This is a genomic window from Faecalicatena contorta, assembly GCF_001404335.1.
In the GTDB taxonomy this organism is placed as follows: domain Bacteria; phylum Bacillota; class Clostridia; order Lachnospirales; family Lachnospiraceae; genus Faecalicatena; species Faecalicatena contortus_B.
The window spans coordinates 1-14,249 of the sequence record NZ_CYZU01000089.1 but is presented as its reverse complement, the minus strand read 5'-3'; the positions used below and the strand labels follow the sequence as shown (position 1 = coordinate 14,249).

Genomic DNA, 14,249 nt, shown 5'->3' with positions numbered 1-14,249 from the left:
GCCGGGAATGTGGGAGGAAACATGATTCCGAATCATGTTTCCTCCCACATTCCCGGCAGTATTGTCCCCTAGGAGCACTTAGCAAACGGCCGCAATTTAAAAGGGCATATACACCCCCGCAGCCCTCCCGTCCATCCTGGCACGGAGCGTCCCTCCGTCTAGCAGTACCCGTCTGGTGTCCCCATAAACATAATCTGCCCCCCTTTTGTGCCGCCCCCAGGACCCAGATCGATTACCCAGTCGCTGTTTCGGATGAGCTGCTGGTTATGTTCTGCGACGACTACGGTATTTCCGGCATCTGTTATGCGGTTCAGGAGTTTCAGGAAGTGTTCGATGTCGATTGGATGCAGGCCGGTTGTGGGCTCATCCATGAGATACAGGCTTTTTTTGCCTGAACTGTTCCCGATTAGTTCTTTTGCAAACTTGAGGCGCTGGCACTCTCCTCCTGATAATGTTGTCAGGCTTTGGCCCAGTTGAAGGTAGCCCAGACCTGCCTCCCTGAGAAGATACAGGATTTTTGAGATTTTGGGGATGCCCTCAAAATGGTCGTCGCCTTCTTCTATAGAAAGGTCCAGGATGTCTTTGATGGAAAGACCTTTGTATTTGACGGACAGCACCTGCTGCCGGAACTGATTTCCCCTGCACACGGGGCATACGGCTTTTGTATCCGCAAAGAACAGCATATTGTTGTCCACATAGCCCAGGCCCTGACAGTTTTCGCATCTGCCGCCTGGGGTATTGAATGAAAAATGCCGGGAAGTCAGCCCCGCTTTTTTTGCAGACTCAGTTTTGGCGAAGACCGCCCTGATTTCTGTATATACTCCGGAATAGGTTGCCACATTTGAACGTTTCATTTTCGAGATCGGCGCCTGCCCAATCTCTATGATACTGTCAAATTGTTCCAGGCCTTTTACTTGATTCCCCTGTTTTACTGCGGAACCGCCTGCCGGGCATAGATGGCTTGATTCCCCTGGATGCACCTGGTTTTGCGCTGTTTTTGCTCCGCCTTTTGCAAGAACTTCGAAAATAAGGGTTGACTTTCCGGAACCTGAGGGGCCCGTAATGGCAGTAAAACAGCCGACTGGAATATCTGCGGAAAGATGGTCCAGATTATATTTTACGGCGTTCTGAATCCTGATCTTTCCCTGCGCACTCCGGTAATCCTGTTTCACGGGATGGGGCGCCTGAAGATAGGTTCCTGTCACGGATGCTTTCTGCCGCATGATCTCTTCCAGGGTACCGGATGCGATGATTTCTCCCCCATGTCTGCCGGATCCCGGACCGATATCTATGATATAATCGGCGGCAGCCATGATATCGGTATCGTGCTCAATGACGAGCACCGTATTCTCCAGATCCCGCATCTTTTTTAGTATTTCCAGGAGTCCCGCCGTATCTTTGGGATGGAGCCCTGCAGTTGGTTCGTCCAGTATATAAATCACACCGGATAATTCCGAATCCAGTGCGGCCGCCAGCCGCAGTCTCTGCAGTTCGCCTCCCGACAGAGTAACGATCTGCCTGTCCAGAGACAGATAGCCCAGCCCCACTTTGATAAAGCGGTTCAGTTTAGTCTTTATATCCCGAATATAGGCGTTTACAAGCGCTGCATGCCGTTCTGCCATGGAAACTTCCAGCTGCCCGATCCAGTCCTCTAATTGTTCCAGAGAATAAAACGACAATTCCGGCAGGCGGGTGCCATTTACAGTCACATTTCTGCTCAGTTCGCAGAGACGCTCGCCTTTACAGTCCGGGCAGTCGACAATATCAAAATACGCCTCCAGTTGTCTGGCCTCCCCATTCTTATCTGCCAGCCGCCTCCATAATATCGGCAGCACTCCCTCGAACCTGCCTGCAGCGGTTGTTTTAGGAGGACTGATACCGGGGAATTCCGTTTTAACCCGGCTGCTGTCTATGCCGTTGTATAAAATCTCTTTTTGTATCTCACTGAAACGCTCTACGGGGATGTCTTTGTCTCCTAAAATACCGTAATGCTCAAAAGCGGCATATAAGACTCCCGTCTGATATTTTCCATATTGTTTTTCCCAAAAACGAACCGCACCGTTTTCCAGCGACAGGGTTTCATCGACCACCTGTTCCTTTTTCACGGTATGCACTTTTCCCAGTCCCTCACAGGCCGGACAGGCTCCTTCCTTTGTATTAAAAGAGAAATAGGTGCGGGTAATCTTGTCCATTCTCTTTCCACATTTACTGCAATACATATAGACGTAGAAATCCGCATTGATCTTCTCCGTCTCTTCCCTGCAGTCTGCCGCCGAAATAATCCCGCCGCAGTGCGGGCAGGTACGCATCCCCAGCTTCTCATAGATCATCCGCAGGTCCGTATATATATCCGACTGGGTTCCCACCGTAGAACGGGGATTTCTGTTTCCATCCGTCTGGGAAATCAGGATGGCCGGGGAAGCTCCCTTAACGTTCTCTACATCTGGCTTGTGGATTCCCTCCAGCGTGATTGCCTCGAGATACTGCCTCTGACATTCCTGAAACAGAACATCGATCAGCAAAGTAGACTTGCCCGAGCCGGAAAGCCCCGTAAATACAACCAGTTTATTTTTGGGTATTTGGAGCGAAATATTTTTCAGATTGCCTTCGTTCGCACCAGTAATTCTGATATCACTCATGTGATACCTCCTCTTCTTCCTTTTTGCCGGACACCGCACATCCATTTTCAGGTTACATAATCTCAGTATACAATATCACACAGAGGAAGAGGGATTTTTTTAGTGGGGCTGCGCTGAGGCTTTTGCGTCTGTGCTATCGGAGGCCGTAGAAAAAGGAAGGGAGACAGGACTGCTCCTGTTTCCCTTCCTTTTCCATTACGCCGGCCTACTGCTGCCGTCCTGTATCCGATCGCCGGTTTCGTCCGGTTCCCGAACCCATTGCAGCTTTGCAGTCTCTCACAGCGGCCGCTTACCCAATAATAAGTCCTTCCTTTTCCATAACCTGGATGACTTGATTTACATGCTTTTCACAGATTTCGTCTGTTGCAGCTTCTACCATAACACGGATGACCGGTTCGGTTCCGCTTTCTCTGACGAGTATGCGACCCTCGCTGCCCAGGGCTGCGGTTACTTCCTCTACTGCCTTCTGTACCGCCGGATTTTCACGCGCTGTTTTTTTGTCTGTCACGCGGACATTCTTCAGCAGCTGCGGATAGATTTTTACATCTTCACACAGTTTGGCAAGACTCTGCTTCTTTTCCATAATAACTTCCATGATCATCAGGGAAGTCAGCACACCGTCTCCGGTTCTTGCGTGCTTGCTGAATATGATGTGGCCGGACTGCTCCCCGCCCAGCACGTAACCATTCTGAAGCATGTTCTCATACACGTATTTATCGCCGACTGCCGTCTGCTCATAGTTCATGCCCACTCTATCACAGGCTTTGTAGAGCCCCAGATTGGACATTACCGTTGTAACGATGGTGTTATCCTCCAGGCGGCCCTGCTCCATCAGATACTTCCCGCATACATAAAGGATCAGGTCGCCGTCTACTACATTGCCGTTTCCATCTACTGCGATACACCTGTCTGCATCACCGTCAAATGCAAATCCGACATCCAGTTTCTTTTCCCTTACATACTGCTGCAGTATCTCTATATGTGTGGAACCGCAGTTGGTATTAATATTTGTTCCGTTCGGCTCATTGTTGATGACATAGGTTTTAGCCCCCAGCGCATCATAGACACTCTTTGCAATGCTGAATGCGCTTCCGTTTGCACAGTCCAGTCCGATCTTCATGTCTTTAAAAGACCGGGTAGCAAGTGAAATCAAATGTCCGATATAGCGGTTTCTTCCTGCCGCATAGTCAATTGTGCAGCCGATGTCTTCCTTTGTTGCCAGAGGGAGTTCTTCGATCTCACCGTCAATATAGGCTTCTATCTTTGCTTCAACTTCGGCCTCCATCTTATGGCCCTGACCGTTAATCACCTTGATTCCATTGTCGTAGAATGGATTATGGCTGGCAGAAATCATCAGGCCGCAGTCAAAATCTTCCGTCCTCACAACATAAGATACACTTGGTGTTGTTGTAACATGGAGCAGATATGCATCCGCTCCCGATGCGGTTAAGCCCGACGCCAGTGCGTATTCAAACATATAACTGCTTCGTCTTGTATCCTTGCCGATTACGATTCTGGCCTTGTGCTCCCGGCCAAAATACCAACCCAGATAACGGCCTACCTTAAAGGCGTGCTCCACTGTCAATACTACGTTTGCTTCTCCTCGAAATCCGTCTGTCCCAAAATATTTGCCCATATACTTTTCCTCTTATTAATTTGTCTGGTTACATATAATAATGCTTCCTGTTATGGCAGCATTTATTACCATTATATTCTCATCTTCTCCAGGATACAACTATTTTTTTACATACGCCGGACTGCTCAGTCATTACTATTCACGGCCGAAGGCCGCGCATAGTAACGCCCTCTCTCCCCATAGTCAGTCTTTGTGTGCATTATTAGCCTTCCATTTTTTCAATAATTGCTCTTGCTACGCAGATCCCATTGGCTGATGCCTGCTGGAGTCCCCGCGTCACTGCGGCCCCGTCTCCCATGGCGCGCAGACCTGAAACATTTGTTTCAAATTTTTTATCTACAATGACTTTGTTGGAATAGAATTTTACTTCTACACCATACAGAAGGGTCTCGTCACTGGCAATTCCCGGTGTCACTTTATCCAGAGCCTTGATCATCTCATCGATGGAAACCATGATCCGGTGCGGAAATACGAGTGACAGATCTCCCGGCACTGCGTCTTTCAGCGTTGGTGTGATATTATTTCGTAGCAGACGCTCCTCCGTTGTCCTGCGGCCTCTGCGGAAATCACCGTATCTTTGGAGCAGAATTCTGCCGCCGCTCAGCATATTACCAAGCTGTGCAATATGTTTCCCATATTCGGTCGGAGTTTTGAAGGGTTCCGTAAAGTTCTTGGACACCAGAAGCGCAAAGTTGGTGTTATGCGTTTTCATGTCTTTTGATTTATATGCATGCCCGTTCACAACGGCCAGCCCATTTTCATAATATTCCGTTGCCACCTCACCGGATGGATTCGTACAGAATACTCTCACCTTATCATCAAATGTCGGCGTATAGTACACCAATTTCGCTTCGTAGAGTTTTTCATTGAGTTCCTGCATAATCTCATCACGAACTTCCACGCGGACGCCTACATCGATTGTTCCGTTTTTCGTCTCGATATCATGCCCCTTGCAGATGTGTGAGAACCACTCGGATCCCTCTCTTCCTACTCCCGCCACGACCTCCGGCGCATAGAAGGTGTCTCCTTTATCCGTCACGATTCCCTTTACTACGCCATCCTCGATGATAATATCCGTCACCATCGTTTTAAACAGGATTTCCACGCCTGCGTCCAGAAGATGATGCTGGAGGCGCGTGTAAATCTTATAGCCTTCCTCCGTCCCCAGATGGCGGATCGGACATTCTATCAATTTCAGATTGGCACGGATTGCTTTGGAACGAATATCAGTAATCGCTTGCTGGTCTTCAATACCATACACCTTCTCGTCGGCTCCGAACTGCAGGTAGATGCTGTCCGCTTCGTGAATCATTTCCGTGGCTTTATCATACCCCAATATCGCCGGAAGCGTTCCTCCAACATCCGGTGACAGGGACAGCTTGCCGTCAGAAAACGCACCGGCCCCAGCAAAACCGGTTGTAATCGAACAGGGCTTGCAGCCTACGCACACCTTTGTCTTCCGTTTCGGACACTGTCTCTCTTCAATACATCGGCCCTTCTCAACCATCAATACACTCAGATCCGGCTTCTGACGCTTCAGTTCATACGCACAGAAAATCCCGGACGGACCTGCACCAATAATTATTACATCATACTGTTTCATCTTATCCCTCAGCTTTCTCTGAATTCAATTTTCATGTCCCTCTAAGTTATTCGAAGTGTGTGGGAATTGCGTGGGGGTCTGACCCTTTTGCAAAGGGGTCAGACCCCCACGCAATTCCCACACACTTCCCACAATAGAATAGTAGCATACAATTTTCCGGAGAACAAGGCTATACAATTCGCCCAATTTAGGGTAATATATAAGAAGTATAACTTATTATAATGAAGCAAGCCTTATATCTAAGTTTCCTGCATCCAGTACATTGAATAATCATTAACTTGCTGTTATTTTGGGATGTACTGACCGGAGGCTTGAGTATAAGGCCTTTATAAATATAACTTGGAGGTTTTATATGATTAAATTAGTAGCCAGCGATCTAGACGGCACCCTTTTGCAGGGAGGTGCGCAGGAACTTCCCCCGCGTTCTATTGAACTGATACACAAACTAACAGAAAAAGGCATTCATTTTGTGTCAGCCAGCGGAAGGCAGTATGATAACCAACGTATCGTATTTGATAAGATTAAGGACGAGATCTCCTACATTGCCGAGAACGGCGCTCTTTGCATCCACCAGGGCAAAGTTATCTCACGTGCCTCAATCGATGACAGCCTTGCTGCCAGAATTATTGCAGAAATCAAACGGGAGAAACACTTTGAGATCGTCGCATCCCGGGAGGACGCCTGCTTTATCGAGGACAATGATCCTGCCTTTGTTAATCACATCGTAAATGTGATGCACAATACTACCAAAATCGTCGACGACATCTCAAAAATCGAAGGCCCTTTCCTGAAAATAGCAATCGGCAACATGTCAGATGGTCCTCATATCGTAGATAAATATCTCAAGCACCTGCAGGATATGTTCAGTAATGAAATCAACGTAGTAACATCGGGAAATATCTGGATCGACTTTATCACCCCGGGCGCCAACAAGGGAACCGCACTGGAAAGAATGATGGAGCTTTTCCATCTCAAACCAGAAGAATGCATGGCCTTCGGCGACCAGTATAATGACATTGAGATGCTCCAGTGCGCCGGAACCAGTTATGCCATGTCCAATGCGGCACCGGGGATCTCCTATTACTCCACTTACGTAACAGACTCCGTAGAAGAAGTACTCGAAGATCTCATAGTGGAACTTGGATGAGTGAGGGGTGGATGAGTCGAGGAGGTCCGCCAGGCAGAAGCGGGGGGCGCAATGACGGCGGGAGACACAGGGAGAGGTCCGGGAAGCAGCCCGTTTGCGGAGAAGTACTAACAAATACAAGAGAGTTCTCTCTTTTATTTGCCTACGGCAGTATTATAATCCACCTTCTCCTCTCAATACTGTCCCGCTATACCAGCCCACAGCCGCCTCTCCCGTCCGGCTCCCGTCAGATGCAAGCAGTTATTTTGATGCGCCAGCCGCAGGCCCCGGACATAGGGATGGCTGGGGCCTGCGGCGTCCCTTCCCAATCCGCCTACATCCCTAAGCCAAAACTAACGGTATCTCTTCTGCTTCTGCGCGGTTAACATAATCTTTGTTGACTTGATTGTCTGTTATGATCTTATATACATCTTTTAACGGACAGATGACGGACAAGTATCCGCCGCCGAACTTGCTGCTGTCCGCCAGTACGTATATTTTTTCCGTTGCTTTAAGGATTGCCTGTTTTACCTGCATCTGGGATGTGGCTATGGATGTGATTCCCACATCAAAATTAATTCCGTGTACGCCTATAAATGCCTTATCCACATGGAATCTGGATATGTCCTCCACGGCTTCGTCTCCTATTGTGGCCGCCAGGTTTCCCCCCACCGGTCCGCCTACCATATACAGTTCAACATGCTTTAATCCGGCCAGTTCGATACCGGACATAAGTGAATTAGTCACCACTGCTATACTTTTTTCCGGATGCTGCTTGATATGCAGCGCTAAATAGAAGCTGGTAGAAGAATCATCGATGATAATTGTGTCCCTGTCTTCAATGCACTCGTACGCACACGCTGCAATCGCTCTTTTCTTGTCCGTGTTCCGGTAAATGCTCTCTGCTGAATACTTTTTTTGAGGATTTTCTTCTATTTTAAGCGCACCTCCATGAGTGCGGATCAGAAGACCGGCCCGTTCCATGCATTTTATATCGTTCCTGATTGTTACTTCAGAACACCCCAGCTCTGCACTCAATTCATTTACACGAACCTTTCCTTTCTCTTCAAGTTCCTGCAATATTTTTCTTCTGCGTTCCTCCATATTTTTCTCCCTACGAATTTCAGAAAAGTACCCTAATCCACACACCACAATTATAAGGAAATATGACGGTTTCCTATTATCATATTTTAGCATACTTTGGAGCCCACAAGAACAGCATTTTCCAATTTTTTCCATTTTTTTAAACTTTTTTAACAAATAAAGCAAACCAACTTCCGTTATCCTCGAATTTCTTCTTCGTTTTATATGTTTGACTATATAAAGGTAACAATACTCCCCGTCATCCCACTAAAAACTGCTTTATCCATTTCTTCAAAATAATACGAAACAGATTGCTCATATACCCAAATTAACCGACTGGTTTTTCCTGCGCAGTGATCGTTATAAGAAGATTGACAGTATGATTCTACCAGGTTCCCGAACTTTATTTGAAATGCAGAAAAACACACAGTCTAATGCAGATCTTAGACTGTGTGTTTCATTCAGATTAGTTATTTATATTTTCAAATATCTTCTTCAAAGACTCCTCGTAAGGCGGTCTGGCGATACCATACTCCGTTACGATCCCGGCAATCAATTCATGGTCGGTTACATCAAAGCATGGATTATACACCTTCACGCCCTCCGGCGCCATACGGTTCTTATACCACATCTCCGTTATTTCTTCTGCGGAACGTTCTTCTATCGGTATAGCCTCTCCGGTTTGCAGCGACATATCTATTGTTGATGTGGGAGCGCATACATACAATGGAATGCCATAATATTTGGCAACCGCCGCAACCACGGAAGTTCCGATCTTATTGGCCGCATCACCGTTCGCAGCTACCCTGTCACAGCCCACGAATACGGCATCAACCCAGCCCTTCTTCATGACCGATCCCGACATATTATCACAGATCAGTGTTACATCCATCCCTGCTTCCTGCAGTTCAAAAGCCGTCAGCCGTGCGCCCTGCAGAAGTGGTCGTGTCTCGTCTGCAAAGATACGGAATCCATATCCTCTCTCCTGCCCAAGGTACATCGGCGCCGTTGCCGTACCGTATTTTACTGCAGCCAGTTTGCCTGCATTGCAGTGGGTCAGCAGCCCGTCGCCGGGCTTCACAAGAGTCAGTGCATTTTCACCGATTCTTCTGCATACCTCAATGTCTTCTTCTCTGATACGCTGCGCTTCCCGGCGAAGCAGTTCCTTCACATCTTCCACACCGCAGTCCGGACAGGCCATATGGTCTTCCACTACTGCCTCCATCCGTTCCAGCGCCCAAAAAAGATTCACCGCAGTTGGCCTGGATGTGGCCAGGTAATCCTTTGCCCGCTGAAAAGCCGCACGAAATTCCATCATATCATTCGTCTTCAGATCCTTAACCGCCAGATAAACACCTATGGCGGCCGTCACTCCGATGGCCGGAGCCCCCCTTACTTTCAGCAGGTAAATAGCCTCCCAGATGTCTTCAATATCAGTGAGGGAAAGCAGTTCGATCTTTCCGGGCAGCTGCGTCTGGTCAATAATCACCAGCGCGCCACTCTCCTCATCCAGAGATACCGTATCATATTCAAGAATTGTTTTCGCCATTAATCAATTCTCCTTTACCTTATATTATCAAAGCAGGCACACCCACTTTAATTACCTGTACAGAAAAAGGGTTATTCCCACCTTTCCTCAATATCGCCAATCATATCTACCCGCCTCTGATGGCGTCCGCCCACTTCGAAGTCCGTATCCAGCCACACTTCCACGATCATCTTCGCAAGCTCAGGCCCAATCACCCTTGCCCCGAATGCCAGAATATTGCAGTTGTTATGCATTCTGGCCATACGCGCAGTAAATGGCTCGCTGCAGACTGCCGCACGGATCCCTTTTACCTTATTCGCAGCCAGTGAAATGCCAAGCCCTGTCCCACATATCAGAATGCCCTGATCCACCTCATGATTTGCAACCGCCCGCGCGACGATCTCGCCATATTTGGGGTAATCGCAGCTCTTAGCACTATTTGTGCCGTAATCTACAACCTCATGGCCCCTTTCCTGCAAGTATTCAATAATCTCCGCTTTCATCTCCAACGCTGAATGATCGTTGCCAATACCTATTCTCATCTTTTCCACTCCTCAGTAAAATTTATAGTAACAGTCCAGACAGATCTGTGCATTTACTGCGCAGACCGTGCGAAAGCATGGCGCCACTGGCATCCAGCCCATCGCAAAGCGGTTTAAACAGCTGGATGCAGAACAATTCAGACTTGTCTGAACTGTTCAATATATAAGCCTGCTTCCTTTATCTGCAGTGGTACAGATCTGCCCCGGCAGATAAAACCGTCATTTATTTTATTGTCTACCATCAAGTCTGAAATGTCAAGTAATCTAATTTTCTTATTACTGCCCTCCGAAGAGTGTGGTTACTGTTCACCCTACGGGCGTGCACAGTAACAGCATCTGCCCATAAAAGTAGCCTACGGCGAGGGGTGCTATGCGCCAGCGGCGCATGTTAAGCACGGACCGAAGCGGAGCGGAGACCAGATGCCCCGAGACCATCACTTCATCGGCTTCGATGCCGTGCAGCGAGGTGCACGGCACGGTCTGAAAAGTAACAGAGTGTGTGCAGTAACAATCTTGCCCCAAAGATAATATTACAGAGCCAGCCGGAATATCTTCTCCACATCTTCTTTTCCAAGTTTTACAAACCCGCCAAGTGATCCGCCTCTTCCGTCACCGTAGCAGCTCTTTTCCGCCATGGCAGGGATATCTTCTTCCTTTGCGCCAAGCTCTGCGAAGGATACCGGCATCCCAATTGAACTGAGGAAGCACTTGAACGCATCAATTCCTGCAAGCGCAGTGTTCATCGGGTTTTCGAAGTCCATCTGGCATCCCCACAGCCTGACTGCAAGCTGTGCAAATCTCATCGGATTGTGTTCCACGGTATACCGCATCCACGCCGGGAATATGACTGCAAGCCCTGCACCGTGTGCACAGTCATACATTGCGCTAAGCTCATGTTCGATATCATGGCTGGCCCAGTCCTGCTGCCTTCCCACACCGCATGTATTATTATGTGCAACCATACCTGCCCACATAATGTTGGCACGCGCTTCATAATGATCCGGATCAGCAAGTACACGGGGCACTTCTTTTACCATGGTAAGAAGTACGGCCTCACAGAGCCTGTCTGTAATCTCAACCTCAGTTGAGTTTGTAAAATAGCGCTCCAAAACATGTGCCATAATATCGGTTGCACCGCAGGCTGTCTGGTAAGCCGGCAGCGTCTGCGTCAGTTCCGGGTTCAGGATGGAAAATGCCGGGCGGATTGCTTCTCCTGTAGCTCCGCGCTTGAACATGCCCTCTTCTTTCGTGATCACGGAATCAGGTGATCCCTCACTGCCGGCCGCCGCGATCGTCAGGATGGTACCCACGGGCAGCGCTCTTTCAACCGCCTTCCCCTGATAAAAGTCCCAGAAGTCGCCCTCATAAACCGCCCCTGCGGCTATCGCTTTCGCGGAGTCAATCGTACTTCCCCCGCCAACAGCCAGTATGAAATCCACGCCCTCATTTCTGCACAGATTGATGCCCTCATATACCAGTCCGCTCCTCGGATTCGGTTTCACGCCTCCAAGCTCAACATATTCAATTCCCTCTGTCTCCAGGGATACCTTCACTCTGTCCAAAAGGCCGGAACGCTTTACGCTGCCGCCGCCATAATGAATCAAAACCTTACTTCCACCAAAACGCTTTACGTAATGCCCTGTCTCCGTTTCTTTTTCTCTGCCAAACACAAAATAAGTAGGACTGTAAAATGTAAAATTTTCCATAATATTTCTCCTCCGTCTTTATTCATAATCTTCTTTCATAAATGTTATCTCAAAGCTGCCCATTGCCTCTTTCAGATGATCAGCGCTGCGCGGCCCGTACAGCGGAACACATGGAAAATCCCTGCATGTGAAGAAGCCAAGAACGACCTGCGTCACCGTTGCCTGATACTTCTCCGTGAGCATCCGGACTCTTTCTGCCAGTCTGATATTTTCCTTTGTATAGTAAGGCGAATCCAGTACGGAATCTTCACCCTTTTCGATGAAATTATGGAAAAAACCGCTGCAGATTCCCATGTATGGCATCGCCAGATTCGCAAAGTTTTCCTTATGATATTCCTGCATCTCATCATCCATATACCGAATGGTATCGTCCTCCAAAGGCATCATAAAGCGGGAACCTATATTGAACAGCACCTGGTTTGCCGCAAATCCCCGGTACCCCTTCTCCCGGCAGCAGCTGTCCGCCGCCTTCATCCGGCTGGCGCTCCAGTTCGAACAGCAATAGTATCGGATCTTTCCTTCCCTTACAAATGTCTCCATCGTCTCGATTAATTCCTCCACCGGTATGGACTCATCATCCCGATGATAAAAATACAGGTCTATATAATCCGTGTGCAGTGCCCGGAGAGACAATTCCACATCATGCCTCATATCGGCTTCCCTCATCCGGCTTTTATGAAGATCCGGTTTTGGGCAGGCCATGTCGGGATGTCCGCCCTTCGTGATCAGCACGATCCTGTTTCTCTTTCCGCTTCTCTCCAGCCAGTCTCCCAGAACCCGCTCACTTCTCCCAATCTCAGGTAACACCCAGTCGGAATACACCCGCGCAGTATCATAAAGATTGCCGCCCATATCCAAAAAAGCATCAAATATGTAATCTGCCTCCTTGCCGTCCCACTTCAGGCCGGCATTCACGCATCCCATCCCCATCGGGGATAATTCCAGATCCGTGCCCGGTATCACAATCTTCTTCATTCGCTCGCTCCTTTCCAATATTTAAGTGCCGGCAGCAATCTATCTCTTACAATTGCCCCGACACTTCTATTATAAATATTCTCTTTACTTTTGTATATACTTCTTCAACGCTTTTATGAGAAGCCAGACAATATAAACAAAAACCGCCAGAACCGTAATGTTTACCGCATTAGCCAGCCCTACCCAAAAGGAAGAATTCCACCACATTATGACGAGAAATATCATCACAACCGCCAGGTAGATGCCCCATCCCACCAAGGCTCTTCCTCTTTTTCCCGGCCTGTCTGGTTTTTCCGAGCCGGTTTTACCGCATTCATCGTGTGACTCCCTCTCCGGTATCAGAAGATAATCCAGAGAGACTCCCAGTATCCGCCCCAGTTGTATTACATTCTCCGTGTCCGGTATCGTATCATTCAGCTCCCATTTGGATACGGCCTGCCGGGATACCCCCAGCAGCGCCGCCAGATCTTCCTGGGACATCCGCTTCTCTTTCCTGTGTTTCTGTATCTTTTCGCCCAGAGTCATATTCTTCGCCTCCTCGTCTTATTATGCCGCTCTTGCCTTACTATACCATCCACTCTTTTTCCTGGCCACCAGATACACTTTACATCGCCGCAACCCGGAGTTGCAGATCGCTTTTATAGGGTATTTTTCCCTAACTTTTATCACGCTCCAGAGCGGGTCTGAAGCGGGTTACACAATTCGTTTATAAGGACTGCGCCCGTTTCTGAAGTAGCGTACATAGCGCACCGCCTCGCAGCCTGCAAGGACGGCTCCTAAAACCATGAATTTATCCGAATACGCCCCCACTACGAATGGCAGAATCGGAGAAGGAAATGTAAAGTACAGAACCTGTGAGAACAGCATCAGCACCGCTGGTACATCTATCAGTATTATTTCCACCCATAGAAAACGTTTCTTCATAATCCCGCCCAAAAGTGTAACCACCACGGCCACCGCCAGCCAATATAGAATCATGGCAATCGTCGCCATATGCCTGTACCCAAGTTCATAAGTCCTTTCAAGCCTGATAGAAGCATAAATATTCACCCACTGATAAACCCCAAATATAACATATACACCAAAAACCAGAATCACTGCCCTCAGCTCTTTCAACGTCTTCATACCTATCCCTCCGCTTCTGTAAAACTTCCCATAAAAAGTACTTTTACACATTCAGTTTAACACAACCGGAGGTTATCCACAATAAGGACGCTCCATGAAGGGATAGCCGAAAGCCTCCCGGAGAACATCCATGTCCTTTCAAAAATGCGGCCGCGGACTTAAGAAATTCTAGGCGGGAAACAGCTCTGAAAATGGAGCACCACTGACACATCACGAGAAATCCGATGATTTCTCGCGCTGGGTCAGCTGATTTTTGGATTCGGAATCCAAAAATCTCTCCATTTTC

11 protein-coding genes are annotated in these 14,249 nt (G+C 48.2%); 1 reads left to right on the top strand and 10 read right to left on the bottom strand.

The features are described 5' to 3' along the window. Positions 1 to 158: 158 nt before the first annotated feature. The 3 genes from ARB69_RS24450 to ARB69_RS24440 form a co-directional block, all read right to left on the bottom strand. On the bottom strand, positions 159 to 2,639 hold the full coding sequence (locus ARB69_RS24450; protein WP_055155277.1) for an excinuclease ABC subunit UvrA: 2,481 nt from the start codon (positions 2,637 to 2,639) through the stop codon (positions 159 to 161). A 289-nt stretch (positions 2,640 to 2,928) separates the two neighbouring features. Further along, positions 2,929 to 4,275, bottom strand: a complete 1,347-nt coding sequence (glmM, locus tag ARB69_RS24445) for a phosphoglucosamine mutase (protein ID WP_050641896.1) — start codon at positions 4,273 to 4,275, stop codon at positions 2,929 to 2,931. 202 nt (positions 4,276 to 4,477) lie between these two features. Next, positions 4,478 to 5,878: an NAD(P)/FAD-dependent oxidoreductase gene (locus tag ARB69_RS24440; RefSeq protein ID WP_050641897.1), complete on the bottom strand. Its 1,401-nt coding sequence runs from the start codon at positions 5,876 to 5,878 to the stop codon at positions 4,478 to 4,480. 352 nt (positions 5,879 to 6,230) lie between these two features. Here ARB69_RS24440 and ARB69_RS24435 point away from each other — a divergent pair, with 352 nt between their 5' ends. Beyond that, complete coding sequence (locus tag ARB69_RS24435; protein ID WP_050641898.1) at positions 6,231 to 7,025, top strand: HAD family hydrolase; 795 nt, start codon at positions 6,231 to 6,233, stop codon at positions 7,023 to 7,025. A gap of 321 nt (positions 7,026 to 7,346) precedes the next feature. Here the strand turns inward: ARB69_RS24435 and ARB69_RS24430 are convergent, their stop codons facing one another. The 7 genes from ARB69_RS24430 to ARB69_RS24400 all read right to left on the bottom strand — a co-directional run bounded on the left by ARB69_RS24430 (position 7,347) and on the right by ARB69_RS24400 (position 13,963). Continuing rightward, entirely contained in the window at positions 7,347 to 8,108 is a 762-nt protein-coding gene (locus ARB69_RS24430) for a DeoR/GlpR family DNA-binding transcription regulator (protein ID WP_050641899.1), read from the bottom strand. Between the two features lie 445 nt (positions 8,109 to 8,553). Further along, positions 8,554 to 9,636, bottom strand: coding sequence for an S-methyl-5-thioribose-1-phosphate isomerase (mtnA, locus tag ARB69_RS24425; protein ID WP_050641900.1), 1,083 nt, complete (start codon positions 9,634 to 9,636; stop codon positions 8,554 to 8,556). Between the two features lie 71 nt (positions 9,637 to 9,707). Further along, a complete protein-coding gene (gene rpiB / locus ARB69_RS24420; protein ID WP_050641901.1) occupies positions 9,708 to 10,157 on the bottom strand; it encodes a ribose 5-phosphate isomerase B in 450 nt (149 codons plus the stop codon). Positions 10,158 to 10,687: 530 nt separating this feature from the next. After that, the gene (locus tag ARB69_RS24415; RefSeq protein ID WP_050641902.1) at positions 10,688 to 11,863 is read right to left on the bottom strand and encodes an iron-containing alcohol dehydrogenase; all 1,176 of its coding nucleotides are present in this window, start codon (positions 11,861 to 11,863) and stop codon (positions 10,688 to 10,690) included. Positions 11,864 to 11,881: 18 nt separating this feature from the next. Further along, entirely contained in the window at positions 11,882 to 12,838 is a 957-nt protein-coding gene (locus tag ARB69_RS24410) for an aldo/keto reductase (protein WP_055155276.1), read from the bottom strand. 84 nt (positions 12,839 to 12,922) lie between these two features. Beyond that, positions 12,923 to 13,363, bottom strand: a complete 441-nt coding sequence (locus tag ARB69_RS24405; protein WP_050641904.1) for a helix-turn-helix domain-containing protein — start codon at positions 13,361 to 13,363, stop codon at positions 12,923 to 12,925. Positions 13,364 to 13,531: 168 nt separating this feature from the next. Next, positions 13,532 to 13,963 carry a hypothetical protein gene (locus ARB69_RS24400; protein WP_050641905.1) on the bottom strand — a complete coding sequence of 144 codons (432 nt, stop codon included), beginning with the start codon at positions 13,961 to 13,963 and terminating at the stop codon, positions 13,532 to 13,534. Positions 13,964 to 14,249 lie beyond the last annotated feature (286 nt).

What these genes read in the sequence shown, in the direction of transcription:
- ARB69_RS24450 (WP_055155277.1), bottom strand. Translation starts at nt 2,639, where the DNA reads ATGAGTGATATCAGAATTACTGGTGCGAACGAAGGCAATCTGAAAAAT.
- glmM (WP_050641896.1), bottom strand. Translation starts at nt 4,275, where the DNA reads ATGGGCAAATATTTTGGGACAGACGGATTTCGAGGAGAAGCAAACGTA.
- ARB69_RS24440 (WP_050641897.1), bottom strand. Translation starts at nt 5,878, where the DNA reads ATGAAACAGTATGATGTAATAATTATTGGTGCAGGTCCGTCCGGGATT.
- ARB69_RS24435 (WP_050641898.1), top strand. Translation starts at nt 6,231, where the DNA reads ATGATTAAATTAGTAGCCAGCGATCTAGACGGCACCCTTTTGCAGGGA.
- ARB69_RS24430 (WP_050641899.1), bottom strand. Translation starts at nt 8,108, where the DNA reads ATGGAGGAACGCAGAAGAAAAATATTGCAGGAACTTGAAGAGAAAGGA.
- mtnA (WP_050641900.1), bottom strand. Translation starts at nt 9,636, where the DNA reads ATGGCGAAAACAATTCTTGAATATGATACGGTATCTCTGGATGAGGAG.
- rpiB (WP_050641901.1), bottom strand. Translation starts at nt 10,157, where the DNA reads ATGAGAATAGGTATTGGCAACGATCATTCAGCGTTGGAGATGAAAGCG.
- ARB69_RS24415 (WP_050641902.1), bottom strand. Translation starts at nt 11,863, where the DNA reads ATGGAAAATTTTACATTTTACAGTCCTACTTATTTTGTGTTTGGCAGA.
- ARB69_RS24410 (WP_055155276.1), bottom strand. Translation starts at nt 12,838, where the DNA reads ATGAAGAAGATTGTGATACCGGGCACGGATCTGGAATTATCCCCGATG.
- ARB69_RS24405 (WP_050641904.1), bottom strand. Translation starts at nt 13,363, where the DNA reads ATGACTCTGGGCGAAAAGATACAGAAACACAGGAAAGAGAAGCGGATG.
- ARB69_RS24400 (WP_050641905.1), bottom strand. Translation starts at nt 13,963, where the DNA reads ATGAAGACGTTGAAAGAGCTGAGGGCAGTGATTCTGGTTTTTGGTGTA.